The organism is Streptomyces sp. NPDC127190 (assembly GCF_042672505.1).
Classification (GTDB): domain Bacteria; phylum Actinomycetota; class Actinomycetes; order Streptomycetales; family Streptomycetaceae; genus Streptomyces.
In genome coordinates this window covers 1-17,057 of the sequence record NZ_JBHXVE010000013.1, presented here as the reverse complement: position 1 = coordinate 17,057, position 17,057 = coordinate 1, and the positions used below count along the sequence as shown (strand labels likewise).

The following is a 17,057-nucleotide window of genomic DNA, read 5'->3' as shown; positions in this document are numbered from 1 at the left end:
GGCGGCTCCCCGCCCCCCGCCCCCCGCCCCCCCCCCCCGGGCCCCCCCGCCCCCCCCCCCCGGGGGGGGGGGGGGGCCGCGGGGGGGGGCGGGGGGGCCCCCCCCCGCACGGCTCGCGGTGCCGCTGCCCCTGTTGCTGCCGGGTGTGCTGGCCCTGGCGTTTCTGCTGCTGCCGCTGCTCGCGCTGCTCGTGCGCGCGCCCTGGCGCAGTCTGCCGGACCAGCTGACCAGCCCCGAGGTGTGGCAGGCGCTCCAGCTGTCGCTGGTCACGGCCACCGCGGCGACCGCCGTGAGCCTGGTCCTCGGGGTGCCGCTGGCCTGGCTGCTGGCCCGTACGGAGTTCCCCGGCCGGGGTCTCGTCCGGGCCCTGGTGACGCTGCCGCTGGTGCTGCCGCCGGTGGTCGGCGGTGTCGCTCTCCTCCTCGCGCTGGGCCGCAACGGCGTCGTCGGCCAGTGGCTCGACGCCTGGTTCGGGATCACGCTGCCGTTCACCACCGCCGGCGTGGTGATCGCCGAGGCGTTCGTCGCGATGCCGTTCCTGGTCATCAGCGTCGAGGGCACCCTGCGCGCCGCCGACCCGCGCTACGAGGAGGCGGCGACCACGCTCGGGGCGTCCCGCTTCACCGCGTTCCGCCGGGTCACCCTGCCGCTGATCGCCCCCGGCATCGCCGCCGGCGCGGTGCTCGCCTGGGCGCGGGCGCTGGGCGAGTTCGGCGCGACGATCACGTTCGCGGGCAACTTCCCCGGCCGTACCCAGACCATGCCCCTGGCGGTCTACCTCGCCCTTCAGAACGACCCCGAGGCCGCCATCTCGCTCAGCCTGGTCCTGCTGGCGGTGTCGATCGCCGTCCTGGCCGGCCTCCGGGACCGCTGGATGACAACACCATGACCAACCCGCACACCCCCGGCCTCCCCACGGACGGCGCCGCACCCCACCGACCCGCACCGGCACCCGCCGACGGCGCCGCACCCGGCGACGGCGCCGCACGCCACCACATTCCACCCGCACCCGCCGACGAACGCCGCACGCGTGGTGCGGGGGGGAACCCCATCCCGGCCGAAGGCCGGGCCCCCCCCCCCCCCCCCCCCCCCCCCCCGCCCCCCCCCCCCCCCCCCCGCCCCCCCCCCCCCCCCCCCCCCCCCCCCCCCCCCCCCCCCCACCCCCCCCCCCCCCACCAGCCCCCGGGGCCGGCCGCGGGGGGGGGGGGGGGGGCCAACCCCCCGCCGGCCCCGCCCGCGCCACCCCCACGCCGCAGCCGCCGCACGCGCACCCCCACCTGCACGCGACCCCCACCACCCCACCCGCCCTCGACGCCCACCTCCTCGTCGACCGCACGACCTTCCGCCTGGACATCCCCCTCACCGCCGCCCCCGGCGAAGTCCTCGCCCTCCTCGGCCCCAACGGCGCGGGCAAGACCACCGCCCTGCGCGCCCTGGCCGGCCTCATCCCCCTCACCGGCGGCCATCTGCACCTCGACGGCACCCCCCTGCACCACACTCCCCCGGAGTCCCGCCCGGTCGGCGTGGTCTTCCAGGACTACCTCCTCTTCCCCCACCTCTCCGCGCTCGACAACGTCGCCTTCGGCCCCCGCTGCCAGGGCGCGTCCAAGGCGGAGGCCCGCGCCCTGGCCGCCACCTGGCTGGACCGCATGGGCCTGGCGGCCCACGCCCACGCCAAGCCCCGCCGCCTCTCCGGCGGCCAGGCCCAGCGCGTGGCCCTCGCCCGCGCCCTGGCCACCCGGCCCCGGCTGCTGCTCCTGGACGAGCCGCTGGCCGCCCTGGACGCCCGCACCCGGCTGGAGGTCCGCGCCCAGCTGCGCCGCCACCTCGCCGAGTTCGAGGCCGTCGCCGTACTGGTCACCCACGACCCGCTGGACGCCATGGTGCTCGCCGACCGGCTGGTGGTCGTGGAGCACGGCCGCGTCGTACAGGAGGGCGGCCCCACCGACATCGCCCGCCACCCGCGCACGGACTACATCGCCCAGCTGGTCGGCCTCAACCTCTACCGCGGCCGGGCGGACGGGCACACGGTACGACTGGACGCCGGGCCCTCCATCACCACCACCGAGACCCTGTCCGGACCGGCCTTCGTCGCCTTCCCGCCGTCCGCCGTGACCCTCTTCCGGGACCGGCCCACGGCCTCCAGCGCCCGCAACCTGTGGCGCTGCGAGGTGGCCGGCCTGGAGACCCACGGCGACCAGATCCGCGCCGATCTGACCGGGGAACTCCCGCTCGCCGCCGACCTGACCACGGTCGCCGCCGCGGAGCTGGACCTGCACCCGGGTGCACCGGTCTGGGCGACAGTCAAAGCGACGCAGACCCACGCGTACCCGGCCTGAACCCCCACCCGCACTACCGTCGGGCCATGACTCTGAGCATCCGCAACCAGCTCCCCGGCACCATCACCGCCGTACACCCCGGCGAGGCCATGGCCACCGTGAAGCTCCGCCTGGACGGCGGCCAGGACCTCACCGCGGCGATCACCCTGGAGGCCGCCCGGGACCTCGGCCTCGCCGAGGGCACCGCGGTACGGGCGCTGGTGAAGGCCACCGAGGTGGCTCTCGCCACCGACCCGGTGGGCCGCGTGTCCATCCGCAACCAGCTGCCGGGCACCGTCACGGACCTGGCCGCCGGCGCCGCGATGGCCACCGTCAAGATCGCCATCGAGGGCGGCGAGCTGACCTCGGCCGTCACCCGCGAGTCCGTCACCGCCCTGGGCCTCGCCACCGGCTCCTCCGTCGTCGCCCTGATCAAGTCGACCGAGGTGTCCCTGGCGACGGCCTGACCCGCCCCCGGACACGGCGAGGGCCCCGCCCGGCACCAGCCGGACGGGGCCCTCGGCCTCGGCTCGCTCAGTCCTCGTACGCGTCCAGCGGCGGGCAGGAGCACACCAGGTTGCGGTCGCCGAAGGCCTGGTCGATACGGCGCACCGGCGGCCAGTACTTGTCGGCGACCGAGACACCGGCCGGGAAGACGGCCTCCTCGCGGCTGTAGGCGTGCGCCCACTCACCGCCGAGCGCGGCGGCGGTGTGCGGGGCGCCCCGGAGCGGGTTGTCCTCCGCGGGCCACTCGCCGGAGCCCACCTTCTCGATCTCCGCGCGGATGGCGATCATCGCGTCGCAGAAACGGTCCAGCTCGGTGAGGTCCTCGGACTCGGTCGGCTCGATCATCAGGGTGCCGGCGACCGGGAAGGACATGGTCGGCGCGTGGAAGCCGTAGTCGATGAGGCGCTTGGCGACATCGTCGACGCTCACACCGGTCGCCTTGGTCAGCGGCCGCAGGTCGATGATGCACTCGTGCGCGACCAGACCGCCGGGGCCGGTGTACAGCACCGGGTAGTGCGGCTCCAGGCGCTTGGCGACGTAGTTCGCCGACAGCACGGCCACCTGGGTGGCCCGCTTCAGCCCCTCGCCGCCCATCAGGCGGACGTACGCCCAGGAGATCGGCAGGATGCCCGCCGAGCCCCACGGAGCGGCCGAGATCGGACCGACCCCGGTCTCCGGGCCGGCGGCCGGCTGGAGCGGGTGGTTCGGCAGGTACGGCGCCAGGTGCGACCGTACGGCCACCGGGCCGACGCCCGGACCGCCGCCACCGTGCGGGATGCAGAAGGTCTTGTGCAGGTTCAGGTGGGAGACGTCACCGCCGAAGTGGCCCGGCTTGGCGAGGCCGACCAGCGCGTTGAGGTTGGCGCCGTCGACGTACACCTGGCCGCCCGCCTCATGGACCTGGGCGCAGATGTCGGCGACGTGCTCCTCGAACACACCGTGCGTGGACGGGTAGGTGATCATCAGCACGGCCAGCTCGTCGCGGTGCTGCTCGATCTTGGCGCGCAGATCGTCGACGTCGATCTCGCCGTCCTCGGCGGTCTTCACGACGACGACCTTCATGCCGGCCATCACGGCGCTGGCGGCGTTCGTGCCGTGCGCCGAGGACGGGATCAGGCAGACGGTCCGCTGCTCGTCACCGTTGGCCCGGTGGTAACCGCGCACGGCGAGCAGGCCGGCCAGCTCGCCCTGCGAACCGGCGTTCGGCTGGAGCGAGACCTTGTCGTACCCCGTCACCTCGGCGAGACGGTCCTCCAGCTCACGGATGAGCGTGAGGTAGCCCTCCGCCTGCTCGGCCGGGGCGAAGGGGTGCAGCTGGCCGAACTCGGGCCAGGTGACCGGCTCCATCTCGGTGGTCGCGTTGAGCTTCATGGTGCAGGAGCCCAGCGGGATCATGCCGCGGTCGAGCGCGTAGTCGCGGTCGGCCAGCTTGCGCAGGTAGCGCAGCATCGCGGTCTCGGAGCGGTGCTGGTGGAAGACCGGGTGGGCCAGGTAGTCGTCGGTGCGCAGCAGCGCCTCGGGCAGGGCCTCGCCGGCGGCCGCGTCCAGCGCCTCGATGTCGCCCTCGACGCCGAAGGCGGAGAAGACGGCGGCGAGCTGGGCCCGGTTGGTGGTCTCGTCGCAGGCCAGGGAGACATGGTCGGCATCGACCAGACGCAGGTTGACGCCGCCCGCGCGGGCGGCGGCGACGATCTCGGCGGCCTTGCCGGGCACGCGCGCGGTGAGGGTGTCGAAGAAGGCGCCCTGCACCAGCTCGACCCCGCCGGCCGTCAGCCCGGCGGCGAGGACGGAGGCGTAGCGGTGCGTGCGCCGTGCGATGGTCCGCAGCCCCTCCGGCCCGTGGTACACGGCGTACATGCCCGCCATGACCGCGAGCAGCACCTGCGCGGTGCAGATGTTGCTGGTGGCCTTCTCCCGGCGGATGTGCTGCTCACGGGTCTGCAACGCGAGCCGGTAGGCCTTGTTCCCGTCGGCGTCGACGGACACGCCCACCAGCCGGCCCGGCAGGCTGCGGGCGAACTTCTCGCGCACGGCCATGTAGCCGGCGTGCGGGCCGCCGAAGCCCATCGGCACACCGAAGCGCTGGGTGGTGCCGACGGCGATGTCCGCGCCCAGCTCACCCGGCGAGGTCAGCAGGGTCAGGGCGAGCAGGTCGGCGGCGACGGTGACCAGCGCGCCCAGCTCGTGCGCCTGGTCGATGACCGGCTTGATGTCCCGTACGGCACCGGAGGCGCCCGGGTACTGGACCAGCACGCCGTTGATCTCGCGGGCGGCGAGGTCGGCCGGGATGCCCTCGCTGAGGTCGGCGACGACGACCTCGACGCCGGTCGGCTCGGCACGGGTCTCGATGACGGCGATCGTCTGCGGCAGCGCGTCCGCGTCGACGAGGAAGAGACCCTTCTTGTTCTTGCCCATCCGCAGCGACAGCGCCATGGCCTCGGCTGCGGCCGTGCCCTCGTCGAGGAGCGAGGCGCCGGAGGTCGGCAGGCCGGTCAGCTCCGCGACCATGGTCTGGAAGTTCAGCAGGGCCTCGAGGCGCCCCTGGGAGATCTCCGGCTGGTACGGCGTGTAGGCCGTGTACCAGGCCGGGTTCTCCATGACGTTGCGGAGGATGACGGGCGGCGTGAAGGTGCCGTAGTACCCCAGGCCGATCATCGATCCGAGCACCTGGTTGCGGTCCGCCAGGGAGCGCAGCTCGGCGAGCACCTCCGCCTCGGTGCGGGCACCCGGCAGATCGAGCGCATCGGCGTTCTTGATCACATCCGGGACCGCGGCGGCGGTCAGCTCGTCCAGCGAGCCGTAGCCCACCTGCGCGAGCATCTTGGCCCGCGCCTCCTGGTCGGGCCCGATGTGGCGCTGCTCGAAGGGGATGCCCGCTTCGAGTGCGGAGAGCGGAATGCGATGGGCGGTCATGGCGGAGGCCTCCTGGTCTGACGCGACCTTCGAGGGCACCACGGCGCGGGTGCCCGGACGGCCTCCCCCTCTGTCATCTCAACCTGAGAGTTTCACCGGGCACGCCCGGTTTTCACCGTCGGTGAGAGCGGAAGCCGTCGACACCCGCCCTGCTTTCCAGAGTGACCTCGTCCGTGCGGTACGTGAGCCTGAGAGATTCCGGGGAGGATTTGCTCCTTCGGCGCCTCCGACGTGGTCGGAGGACTCTCCCGCACGGGGTCAGCAGCCGCTGTCAGCCTACCAGCGAGGTCAACGCCTGGGCCCTCGAGTGGCCGCCTCGTTGAATGTGCTCTTTTGTAGTGCTTACGGATGAGTTGCGACCAAGTGGAGGGAGAGGGACCGTGCAGACCGACATCGATCCGCGCAACCTGATCGGCCGCAAGGCGTTCGACCGCGATGGCACCAAGATCGGCACCATTGACGAGGTCTACCTCGACGATGCGACGGGCGTGCCCGAGTGGGCGGCCATACGCACCGGCCTGTTCTCCCGGGACGCCTTCGTCCCTCTGGAACCGAGCGAACTGGTCGACGGCTCCCTCCGGGTCCCCTTCGAGCGCGCCCTGATCAGGGACGCCCCCGACTTCGGGGTGGGCCGCCATCTCTCCCCCGAGCAGGAACTCCAGCTCTACCACCACTACGGCCTCGACACATCGCCGCACCCCCCACTTCCGGACCACGACTTCGGCAAGCTGGCGGGCACGGAGGAAACCTGACCCGCCCCACGAAGCCTTGATCCCACCCCGTCCTCGAACTCACCCGGAACCGGGCTGGACCCCGGCCGGACCTACGGGCTGCCGGGTTCCGGGGTCCGGCGCGGAGCCGGCCCGATGGCCACCGTCCGCCGCCGGGACCCCGGCGGGCGGGTCGGCGACGCCCAGCACCAGCGGCAACGGCTCCACCGCCTCCAGTGCGGCGTCCCCGACGAGGAAGGTCCGCACCCGCCCCGGCTCGGACTGCGGCGTCTCGAACCGCACGGTGACCCGCCCCACCCCGCTGCCCTGCACCCAGCCGTACCCGTACTCCGCGTGCCGCACGTCCTGCCCCGGCCGCCACAGCCGCTCCGCGGGCTCCGCGCCCCGCTCCGCCCCCTCGGTCTCCGCCTCGGCCTCGGCACCGTCCGCCTCCCCCTCTTCCTGCCGCTCGCCCTCCTCCGCGGCCCACGCCGCCTGCGCGAACAGATCCTCCTGCGTGTAGTCGGCCAGCCCCGACACGCCCACCCCGAGCAGTCGCACCCCGCCCGTGGTGTCCACCGAGTCCAGCAACCGCGCGGCCGCCTCCCGCACCACCGCCGGATCGTCCGTGGGCCCGCGCAGCGTCTCCGAGCGGGTCAGCGTCGAGAAGTCGTACCGCCGCACCTTCAGCACGATGGTCCGCCCGGACAGCCCGGCCCCGCGCAGCCGCCCCACGCACCGGTCGGCGAGCCGCCGTACCTCCAGACCGATCCGCAGGCGGTCGTGGATGTCGACGTCGTAGGTGTCCTCGACCGACACCGACTTGGCCTCGCGCTCGGCCACCACGGGCCGCTCGTCATGGGCCAGCGCCATCGCGTACAACGCCTGCCCGTGCGCCTTGCCGAGCAGCCGGACGAGTTCGTCCTCGCCCGCCTCCGCCAGCTCCTCGACGGTGGTGATCCCGGCCCGCCGCAGATGGTCTCCGGTGGCCGGCCCCACCCCCGGCAGGGTGCGCACCGGCATGGGCCCCAGCAGTGCCCGCTCGGTGCCCGGCTCGATCACCACCAGTCCGTCCGGCTTGGCCTGCTCGGAGGCGATCTTCGCGAGCATCTTGGACGCGGCGAGCCCGACCGACCCCGTGAGCCCGGTGACCGCCTTGATGTCGCTGCGCAGTCTGATCCCGGTCAGCCGCGCCGACTCCTCGTCCCAGGCCGCTCCCCCGGCCTCCAGATCGACGAACGCCTCGTCCAGGCTCAGCGGCTCCACCAGCGGGGACAGCTCCCGCAGCAGCGCCATCACCTGCTCGCTGACCGACCGGTACAGGGAGAAGCGCGGCACCAGATACGCCGCGTTGGGCGCCAGCCGGCGCGCCTGGGCCATGGGCATCGCCGAGTGCACCCCGAGGACCCGCGCCTCGTACGACGCCGTGGCCACCACACCGCGCGGGCCGAGCCCGCCCACGACGACCGCCTTCCCGCGCAGGCTCGGCTTGGATGCCTGTTCCACGGAGGCGTAGAAGGCATCCATGTCGAGATGCAGGATGGTGGGCGCGTTTCTCACATCTCCGATGCTGCACCACGCCACTGACAATGCCCGCGGACCGGGACCGGAGCCCCGGCCGACCGGGCCGTCAGACCGCCCGGTTGCGCCGCCGCGCCAGCTCGTCCGCGGGGTTGTGCCCGACGAGGGTCTCACCGGTGTCGATGCGCTCTCCGTGCAGCTGGGAGAGTGCGCTTTCCACGTCCCGCCACACCACTCCGACGGCGATGCCGAAGATGCCCTGACCGCCCTGGAGCAGGGCGTGGACCTCGTCCGGCGAGGTGCACTCGTACACCGTGGCGCCGTCGCTCATCAGGGTCATCCGCTCCAGGTCACGGAAACCGCGTTCTCTGAGGTGCTGGACGGCCGAGCGGATGTTCTGGAGCGACACACCGGTGTCCAGAAAGCGCTTGACGATCTTCAGCACGACGACGTCACGGAAGCTGTACAGCCGCTGCGTGCCGGACCCGTACGCGGGCCGCACACTGGGCTCGACCAGGCCGGTGCGGGCCCAGTAGTCGAGCTGCCGGTAGGTGATGCCGGCGGCCGCGCAGGCGGTGGGCCCGCGGTAACCGATCTGCTCGGACGTCATGGCCGCCACCCCTTTGCCGTCCGGCACCACCGTCGGCCGCTGCGGGGCGTGCTCGACCGCGCTGCCGGCATGGGGGTACCCCCTGTCCGAACACAGCTGAGAACCGGGGGGAGGGTACGGACCGCTCTCCCCGAAACCGCGTCCGGGGGCACCCCCAGCCGTACCGTCGCCGCTCGTTCTCACGCCGACCTCCGTCCTTGACCTGCCTTCTCGACGGTAGGCAGTCACCAGGGGTGCGTCAACGATCGCCACACTCGGCACGCCGAGTGATAATCACCCTAGGAGTGGTTTCCCGTGTCCCACCGCGGGGAAAGGCTAGCCGAATGCGCTCACGGGAAGCCGTAGGACGCTCTCAAGGGCCGGTGGCAATTGCCCACCGGCCTGGCCGTACGAAGTCACCGCCGGCCGGCACGCGCCGCCGGCGGTCACCGCTTCCGGCGCCTCACTGGCTGCTGGTACCGAAGTCCTCGGGCGAGATCTGGTCGAGGAACTCGCGGAACTTCTCCACCTCGTCCTCCTGCTCGTCCGGGATGGCGATACCCGCGTCGTCCAGCACCGTGTCACTTCCGTAGATCGGCGTTCCGGTGCGCAGGGCCAGCGCTATGGCATCGGAGGGACGGGCGCTGACCTCGACCCCGCTGGCAAAGACCAGCTCCGCGTAGAAGACGCCTTCCCGCAGGTCGGTGATGCGTACTTCGGTCAGCTCCTGGCCGACGGCCTCCAGCACGTCCTTGAAAAGGTCGTGGGTCAGCGGTCGGGCGGGGGCCATGCCCTGCTGGGCGAAGGCGATCGCCGTCGCCTCCCCCGGTCCGATCCAGATGGGGAGGTAGCGGTCGCCCCCCACTTCGCGCAGGAGCACGATCGGCTGGTTGGAGGGCATTTCGACCCGGACACCTACGACATCGAGCTCGTTCACACAGCAACCCTAGGCCGTGCTCGGGACGTTTGGGTAGTCGGGCCGGGAACAGGTGCCCGATCCGGTCGCCCCGGACCCCGCCCGGTCAGGGCAGCCGGATCCCGAGCGCGGTCTTCACCAGAGCCGCGTGCAGCTTCACCGTGAGCGCCGCCAGCTCCTTGGTACGGGCCTCGGCGAGCGCCCTGGTCTGCGGGTTGCGGTGGCGCTTGAGCGGGGCCACCACCTGGTCCACCAGGCCGGCCTCGCGATCGGCCGCCGCCTTCATCACCCTAAGGTGGCGCGGCTCGATCCCGAATCCGCCCAGCTCGGCGATGAGGGACGCCACGGTGACCGCCTCCGCGTCGTAGACGCCCTCCTCCAGCGGAGCGATGAGCCCGTAGGACTCCCACTCCTTCAGCGCGCCCTCGTCGATGTCGGCGGCCGCCAGCAGCTCCGCCCGGCCGACCCGGGCCACCGTGGGGCCCTCCGGCCGCTCCGCTTCATGCTCCGCGGTGCGCTGGCGCCCCACCAGCGGCAGCTGTACGGCCTCCCCGCGCTCCATGGCGTCCAGCTGCTCACGGATCACCTTGAGCGGCAGATAGTGGTCCCGCTGCATCCTGAGGACATGGCCGAGACGGGTGACGTCCTCGGCGCTGAACTTGCGGTACCCCGAGGGGGTCCGCTGCGGCTCGATGAGCCCCTCCGACTCCAGGAAGCGGATCTTGGAGATGGTGACTTCGGGGAACTCGTCGCGCAGCACGTTCAGCACCGTGCCGATGCTCATCAGCCCACTGTCCCTGGCGGCGGTACCGCTTCCGGCACCGCCACTCGGTGTTTGCAGCATGGACCTTCCCTGGGGGATCCCCGGACCGAGTCCGGGGGCGGGTCAGATGCCCTGCCGGCTCGCGTAGAACACCAGCCGGTACTTGCCGATCTGCACCTCGTCGCCGTTCTGCAAGGCGACCTGGTCGATCCGCTCACGGTTGACGTAGGTGCCGTTCAGGCTGCCCACGTCGGCCACGGTGAACGAACCGTCCGGGGAGCGCCGGAACTCCACATGGCGACGCGAGACCGTCACGTCGTCCAGGAAGATGTCGCTCTGCGGGTGACGTCCGGCCGTGGTCAGATCGCTGTCCAGCAGGAAGCGGCTGCCCGAGTTCGGACCCCGGCGCACCACCAGCAGCGCCGAGCCGAGCGGCAGGGCGTCCACCGCGGCCTGCGCCTCGGGCGAGAGCATCGGCAGCGGCGTCTGGCCGGTCGCCTCCGCCTCGTAGGCCTCGAGACCGGAGATGGAGATCGTGGACGTGGTCTCGGAGGCACGCTCCGGCACCACACCGGGGCGCAGCGGCGCACCACAGTTGGAGCAGAAGCGGGCGTTCTCCGCATTGCGGTTACCGCACCTCGTACACACCAGGACCGACATCGACGGATCCTCCTGCTGCGGCTGCCCCGCCGGGGCGTTGGACGCGTACGGGCCGGGAGTGAACCCTCCACCCGTACCTGAGGTTGACGGTTGCCCGAAACCTATGCCGCCGGACTGGGCAGGGTCAACAGACGCCGCGCCCTGACCTCCCGAAATGTCACCACCCGGACCAGCGACCTGGTCCCGGAACAGCGGGCGCTGGCCCTCCGCATCAGGCTGTGCGCGATGACGGGCGGTCGCGTTGGCGTTGCCCTCTCGCGCGCTCTTGCCGAACAACTTCGCAAACAACTTCACGGGCGATTCCCCTTGACCGAAACAGACCCGCCCGTGGGGCAGGACGAACCCTGATTGCCTACACCGGCCGACCCGGACATCCTCACAACGTCCGTGCCCACCAGACAGTTTCCACCACGCACCACCTCTTCGGTGCGCCGACCCCCCGCAACCTCATGCCCCTGCCGGATGTCCCCCATGCACCACCGGTTCACTGGGAGGACGACCGAGCGTAGTCAGGCCGCTTCGCCTGTCGCAAGGCGTCCACGACGATCTTGCCCGACCGTGCGACGGTGACCGTGGCCTGCTCCTTCTCCAGAGTCTGCACCACGCCTCCCGGGATGTTCAGCGCCGGCTCCAGGTCCTGCGGCTTGCCGATGACCTTGAAACGATAGGGGGCGTTGATCTTGTTCCCGTCCACGTCCACGCTCTTGCCCGCATCCGCGAAATAAGTGCCGGCCACCACACGCACTCCGTTGACCTCGATCGCCTCCGCACCGGCCGCGCGCAGCTCCTGGATGGTGTCGAGCAGCATGTCCGCCTGGACCGTCCCCTTCGTGTCCTCGATCGTCAAGGTGATGCCCGGACCCTGAGCGCCCACCGTGCCCGCCAGGATGCCGAGTTGCTTCTCCTTCTCGGCGGTCTGCTTGCGCGCCTCGGCGGCCTGGTCGGAACTGCTCTGGAGTTCCTGACGCTGCTTGTCGAGTCCCTGCTTCTCGTCCTGAAGACGCTGTGTGCGCGAATCCAGTTCATCGAGGATGCGTACAAGATCTTCCTGGCGTGCGCCGCGCAGCGCGCTGTCGGTGTCGCTGTTGGAGGCGACCTGCACGGCCAGACCGAAACCGAGGCCGAACAGGAGGACCGCGACGATGAGTTGGGCCCGGGTGAAGCGCGGCGGCCACAGTCCCTTGACCAGCCGCTGCCGGCCGGTCAGCGGTTCCGGAGCGGGGTCCGCGGACGTCGGCTCGGTCCCCGGTGCCTGGGCGGGCACCTCGGCCGGCAGCTCCTTGCGCAGCCTGTTCTCCGCCTTCTGCGGCTGCTCTTCCTGATCGCTCATGGATGTCACGCCCGGAACACGTGCCGTCGGATCGCCGCGGCGTTGGAGAAGATCCGGATGCCCAGGACCACCACGACACCCGTGGACAGCTGCGCGCCCACGCCCAACTTGTCGCCGAGGAAGACGATGAGCGCGGCGACGACCACGTTCGACAGGAACGACACCACGAAGACCTTGTCGTCGAAGATCCCGTCGAGCATGGCCCGCAGACCGCCGAAGACGGCGTCCAGCGCCGCCACGACGGCGATCGGCAGATAAGGCTCGACCACCGCCGGAACCTCGGGCCGGACCAACAGGCCGGCCACGACTCCCACGACGAGGCCCAGTACGGCGATCACGATGTGCCCTTCCCAGTCTTCTCGGCATTCGGCTGTGCTGTGCGTACGATCACGCTGGGAGCGGCGGGCAGCCGCACGTCACCCTCGGTGGAGATGGTGGCGCGGATGCCGTAGTTCTGCTCCAGGGCATGCAGATACAGGCCGTCGGCGCTGTTCTGGAACCCGGTGCTCAACCTTTCCCCGTCCCCCACCGCCAGCACCGTGTACGGCGGCACCAGCGGCCTGTTGTCGACCAGTATCGCGTCACCCGCGGCCCTGATCGCGGACAGGGCGGTCAGCCGCTGCCCGTTGATCGAGACGGCCTCGGCTCCGGAGGCCCACAGACCGTTGACCACACGCTGCATGTCACGGTCGCGCACCCGGCCGGTGTCGGAGAAGCCCGCGGTCTCCCGCGGATTGGTCCCGTCACCGCCCGTGGTGGCCTCCTTGGCGTCGTTCACGACGAGCTTGACGCCGGGGCCGTGCACCGCGGTGGCGCCCGACAGCAGGCTCACCAGGTCCGCCTCGGCGCTGCCGCCGCTCGACCGCAGGGCGGCCCGCTGCCGGGCCGTGACGTCGTCGCGCAGCTTGTCGACCGTGCTCTCCAGCTTGTCCGCGTCGGCGGTCTCCTTGTCGACGCGGTCGATCAGCTCCTGGCGCTCCTTGGCCACCACGGGCGCCGCGATCCGCGCCTGTGCCGCCCCCACCGTCACGACCAGCGCCGCGAGGACGAGACCGGCCGCGAGGCCCAGCTTCGCCCGCAGGGTCTTCGGCAGGCCGCCCTCGCCCTGGGACTTCTTCCGGGCGGCGGCCTCGGCGTACCCGTCGTCGAGGCTGTGGTCCATGACGTTGTTGATCAACGACATGGAGGCGTCCGGGCGCTGCGGCCGCGCGGGGCTGCTCCGAACGGGGGGTTGCTGCGGCATGCCGCACATCGTCGCATGTCGCGAGGGATACCTCCGAATGGCCCCACCGGCGTGCCGGACAGGCCCCCCAGGGACACGTGTCCGGCACGCACGCGTGCAGCGCATTTCCCCACATCAGGCCGCCGTACGGCAGCGCCCCGGGCGGTGCCGCCCGGGGCGCTCCACGTCACCGTCCGGCGCTGTCCACGACCCCCGACCACTCGTCCAGCAGGGCCTGTGCGGAGGCGTCGTCGGGCCCTTCGGCCCACAGGTGGGTGACCGCCTCGGCCGGGTCCGGCAGCACCATGACCCATCGTCCGTCGGTCTCCACGACCCGGACACCGTCCGTCGTGTCGACAAAGCGATCCCCGGCGGCCTCGACCACCCGCCGCATCACCAGCCCCTTGACGGCCCACGGCGTCGCGAGGTCCCGCTTGAGGACGTGCGCCCGCGGGATCCGTGCGTCGATCTGGCTGAGGGTGAGCTGGGTCCGCGCCACCAGACCGATCAGCCGTACGAAGGCCGCCGTACCGTCGTAGACACTGCTGAACTCGGGGACGATGAACCCGCCCTTGCCGTCACCGCCGAAGATGGTCCCTTCCTCGCCGCCCACGCGCGTGAGGTCGTCGGGCGAGGTGGTGGTCCACTCGACCTGGGTGCCGTGGTAGGCGGCGACCTGCTCGGCGATCCGGGTCGTGGTCACCGGCAGCGCCACCCGGCCGCTGCGCCGCTCCGCGGCGACCAGGTCCAGCATCACCAGCAGCGCCCGGTCGTCCTCGATGATCCGGCCCTTCTCGTCCACCAGCGAGAGCCGCTCGCCGACGGGATCGAACCGCACACCGAACGCGGCACCGGAGGACGCCACGATCTCGCCCAGCCGCACCAGACCCTTCCGGCGCATCTCGCCCGTCTCCGTGGGCCGGGACTCGTCCAGACCGGGGTTGATGGTCAGCGAGTCCACGCCGAGCTTGCCGAGCAGGCTCGGCAGCACCAGACCGGCGCTGCCGTTGGAGGCGTCGACGACGACCTTCAGCCCGGCCTCGGCGATCCCGGTGGTGTCCACGTTCCGCAGCAGCGAGCCGGTGTACGAGTCGAAGACGCTCGCCGGGAAGTACAGGTCGCCGATCTCACCGGGGAACGCCCGCCGGTACTCCTGCCGGGCGAACACCCGGTCCAGCTTCCGCTGGCTGCCCTGCGACAGGTCGGCGCCGTTGCCGTCGAAGAACATGATGTCGACCGAGTCGGGCACGCCCGGCGAGGTCCGGATCATGATGCCGCCGGCGCTGCCCCGCGCGGTCTGCTGCCGCGCCACGGGCAGCGGTACGTTCTCCAGGTCGCGTACGTCGATGGCGCTGGCCTGAAGCGCGGAGATGACCGCCCGCTTGAGCGCCCGGGCGCCTCGGGAGTGGTCGCGGGCCGTTGTGACGGTGGAACCCTTCTTGAGGGTCGTCGCGTAGGCGCCGGCGAGCCGCACGGCCAGTTCGGGTGTGATCTCGACGTTCAGGATGCCGGACACCCCGCGGGCGCCGAACAGGTTCGCCTGCCCTCTGGACTCCCAGATGACCGACGTGTTGACGAAGGCACCGGCCTCGATGGTCTTGAACGGGTAGACACGGACGTTGCCCTGGACGATCGATTCCTCACCGATCAGGCACTCGTCACCGATGACCGCGCCGTCCTCGATCCGGGCGGCCCGCATGATGTCGGTGTTCTTGCCGACGACACAGCCCCGCAGATTGCTGTGCTGCCCGACATAGACGTTGTCGTGCACGACGGCCTTGTGCAGGAACGCGCCGCTCTTGACGACGACGTTCGAGCCCACGACGGTGTGCTCCCGGATCTCCGCGCCGGCCTCGACCTTGGCGTAGTCACCGATGTACAGCGGTCCGCGGAGCACGGCGTCGGGATGCACGTCGGCGCCTTCGGCCACCCACACGCCCGGCGAGATCTCGAAGCCGTCGATGTCGACGTTGACCTTGCCCTCGAGGACGTCCGCCTGGGCCTTGACGTAGCTCTCGTGCGTGCCGACGTCCTCCCAGTAGCCCTCGGCGACAAAGCCGTAGACCGGCTTGCCTTCCTTCATCAGCTGCGGGAACACATCGCCGGACCAGTCGACCGGAACATCCGGTTCGACGTAGTCGAAGACCTCGGGCTCCATGACATAGATGCCCGTGTTGACGGTGTCGGAGAAGACCTGCCCCCAGGTCGGCTTCTCCAGGAACCGCTCGACCTTGCCTTCCTCGTCGACGATCGTGATACCGAACTCCAGCGGATTGGGCACCCTGGTCAGACAGACCGTGACCAGCGCGCCCTTCTCCTTGTGGAAGTTGATCAGCTCAGTGAGGTCGAAGTCGGTCAGGGCATCACCGGAGATGACGAGGAAGGCATCGTCCTTCAATGCCTCTTCCGCGTTCTTGACGCTTCCGGCGGTACCGAGTGGCTTCTCCTCATTGGCATAAGTGAGCTCCATCCCGAGCTCTTCGCCGTCACCGAAGTAGTTCTTGACGAGCGAGGCCAGGAACTGCACGGTGACCACGGTCTCGGTGAGCCCGTGCCTTTTGAGCAGCCGTAGCACGTGCTCCATGATCGGGCGATTCGCCACGGGCAGGAGCGGCTTGGGCATGCTCGAGGTCATGGGGCGCAGGCGAGTGCCTTCGCCCCCGGCCATCACGACGGCCTTCATGTCGGAAGCGTCCTCCTCCAAGAGACGACGGTCTAGCCGACTTCACCCGTCCAGATTGTCCCGCACTTTTCCACAGTGGGCCATCGAGGCGCTACGTCCGGACAATCGCCGAGCTCAATCGGCTATGGCATCCGCACGAACCAATCGGCGGACTTGTACTACGTAGAGCACTCCTGCCCACCAGTAGAGGGTTGTACCCCATCCGGCGAACGCCCATCCGAAAATAGCAGCGAGTGACCCGATCCAACCACTCCAGTCACTGAGGAGCAGCAGCGGGAACGCGTACATCAGGTTGAAGGTGGCCGCCTTGCCGAGGAAGTTCACCTGCGGCGGCGGATACCCGTGCCGGCGGAGGATACCCACCATCACCAGCAGAACCAGTTCTCTCGCCAGCAACACGGCGGTCAGCCAGAGCGGCAGGATCTCGCGCCAGGTCAGGCCCAGGAGAGTGGAAAGGACATAGAGCCGGTCTGCGGCGGGATCGAGGAGCCGGCCGAGGCTGCTGATCTGATTCCAGCGGCGGGCGAGCTTGCCGTCGAGGTAGTCACTGATCCCGCTGAAAGCCAGGATGAGGAGGGCCCAGCCATCGCTGTTGGGCCCACCGAACTCGGGCCGGAGAATCAGCCACAGGAAGACGGGTACGCCGACGAGCCGCGCCATGCTGAGGATGTTGGGGATGGTGAGGACCCGGTCTGTCTGGACACGGGTCTCCTGGACCTCCACCCGGGGGCCTCCTGTGCGAAACGAGCCAACGATGCCCCCTGACCTTACCTCAACGCAAAAAAGCTCCGGCCCCTGGGCAGTGCCCAAGAGCCGGAGCTGTAAAAGGAGTTCGGCGGTGTCCTACTCTCCCACAGGGTCCCCCCTGCAGTACCATCGGCGCTGTGAGGCTTAGCTTCCGGGTTCGGAATGTAACCGGGCGTTT

General features: G+C 71.0%; 14 protein-coding genes, 1 rRNA gene, 1 pseudogene and 1 riboswitch. Of the genes and pseudogenes, 4 read left to right on the top strand and 12 right to left on the bottom strand.

Features of this window, described 5'->3' with window-relative positions:
* The 3 genes from ACFVIU_RS20650 to ACFVIU_RS20640 all read left to right on the top strand — a co-directional run.
* Positions 1-889, top strand: an 889-nt coding sequence (locus ACFVIU_RS20650) for an ABC transporter permease (protein ID WP_385844121.1), incomplete at its 5' end; no start/stop codon positions are given.
* A gap of 388 nt (positions 890-1,277) precedes the next feature.
* Positions 1,278-2,339: an ABC transporter ATP-binding protein gene (locus ACFVIU_RS20645; RefSeq protein WP_385844353.1), complete on the top strand. Its 1,062-nt coding sequence runs from the start codon at positions 1,278-1,280 to the stop codon at positions 2,337-2,339.
* Positions 2,340-2,365: 26 nt separating this feature from the next.
* The gene (locus ACFVIU_RS20640) at positions 2,366-2,785 is read left to right on the top strand and encodes a molybdopterin-binding protein (protein WP_385844120.1); all 420 of its coding nucleotides are present in this window, start codon (positions 2,366-2,368) and stop codon (positions 2,783-2,785) included.
* A gap of 67 nt (positions 2,786-2,852) precedes the next feature.
* On the opposite strand, the gene gcvP is transcribed toward ACFVIU_RS20640, so the two are convergent.
* Entirely contained in the window at positions 2,853-5,738 is a 2,886-nt protein-coding gene (gcvP, locus tag ACFVIU_RS20635) for an aminomethyl-transferring glycine dehydrogenase (protein ID WP_385844119.1), read from the bottom strand.
* A gap of 166 nt (positions 5,739-5,904) precedes the next feature.
* Positions 5,905-5,999: riboswitch (glycine riboswitch) on the bottom strand.
* 119 nt (positions 6,000-6,118) lie between these two features.
* Here gcvP and ACFVIU_RS20630 point away from each other — a divergent pair.
* Complete coding sequence (locus tag ACFVIU_RS20630) at positions 6,119-6,490, top strand: PRC-barrel domain-containing protein (RefSeq protein WP_385844118.1); 372 nt, start codon at positions 6,119-6,121, stop codon at positions 6,488-6,490.
* Here the strand turns inward: ACFVIU_RS20630 and ACFVIU_RS20625 are convergent.
* The 11 genes and pseudogenes from ACFVIU_RS20625 to rrf form a co-directional block, all read right to left on the bottom strand.
* Positions 6,412-8,008: pseudogene (locus tag ACFVIU_RS20625) on the bottom strand (DNA polymerase IV). The gene ACFVIU_RS20630 and the pseudogene ACFVIU_RS20625 overlap by 79 nt on opposite strands.
* A 70-nt stretch (positions 8,009-8,078) precedes the next feature.
* The gene (locus ACFVIU_RS20620) at positions 8,079-8,762 is read right to left on the bottom strand and encodes a MerR family transcriptional regulator (RefSeq protein WP_385844117.1); all 684 of its coding nucleotides are present in this window, start codon (positions 8,760-8,762) and stop codon (positions 8,079-8,081) included.
* Between the two features lie 259 nt (positions 8,763-9,021).
* Entirely contained in the window at positions 9,022-9,495 is a 474-nt protein-coding gene (locus ACFVIU_RS20615) for a bifunctional nuclease family protein (protein WP_026253112.1), read from the bottom strand.
* A gap of 85 nt (positions 9,496-9,580) precedes the next feature.
* The gene (locus ACFVIU_RS20610; RefSeq protein ID WP_385844116.1) at positions 9,581-10,318 is read right to left on the bottom strand and encodes a MerR family transcriptional regulator; all 738 of its coding nucleotides are present in this window, start codon (positions 10,316-10,318) and stop codon (positions 9,581-9,583) included.
* Between the two features lie 42 nt (positions 10,319-10,360).
* Complete coding sequence (locus ACFVIU_RS20605; RefSeq protein ID WP_385844115.1) at positions 10,361-11,191, bottom strand: FHA domain-containing protein; 831 nt, start codon at positions 11,189-11,191, stop codon at positions 10,361-10,363.
* Positions 11,192-11,381: 190 nt separating this feature from the next.
* Complete coding sequence (locus ACFVIU_RS20600; RefSeq protein ID WP_385844114.1) at positions 11,382-12,227, bottom strand: DUF881 domain-containing protein; 846 nt, start codon at positions 12,225-12,227, stop codon at positions 11,382-11,384.
* 5 nt (positions 12,228-12,232) lie between these two features.
* Positions 12,233-12,565 carry a small basic family protein gene (locus tag ACFVIU_RS20595; RefSeq protein WP_003988855.1) on the bottom strand — a complete coding sequence of 111 codons (333 nt, stop codon included), beginning with the start codon at positions 12,563-12,565 and terminating at the stop codon, positions 12,233-12,235.
* A complete protein-coding gene (locus ACFVIU_RS20590) occupies positions 12,562-13,470 on the bottom strand; it encodes a DUF881 domain-containing protein (protein ID WP_385844113.1) in 909 nt (302 codons plus the stop codon). Before ACFVIU_RS20590 ends, ACFVIU_RS20595 begins: the two co-directional genes overlap by 4 nt.
* A 166-nt stretch (positions 13,471-13,636) precedes the next feature.
* Positions 13,637-16,132, bottom strand: a complete 2,496-nt coding sequence (locus ACFVIU_RS20585) for a sugar phosphate nucleotidyltransferase (RefSeq protein WP_385844112.1) — start codon at positions 16,130-16,132, stop codon at positions 13,637-13,639.
* A gap of 114 nt (positions 16,133-16,246) precedes the next feature.
* Positions 16,247-16,855, bottom strand: a complete 609-nt coding sequence (locus tag ACFVIU_RS20580) for a CDP-alcohol phosphatidyltransferase family protein (protein WP_385844111.1) — start codon at positions 16,853-16,855, stop codon at positions 16,247-16,249.
* A gap of 107 nt (positions 16,856-16,962) precedes the next feature.
* Positions 16,963-17,057: ribosomal RNA gene (gene rrf, locus ACFVIU_RS20575) — 5S ribosomal RNA — on the bottom strand; the annotation flags it as partial.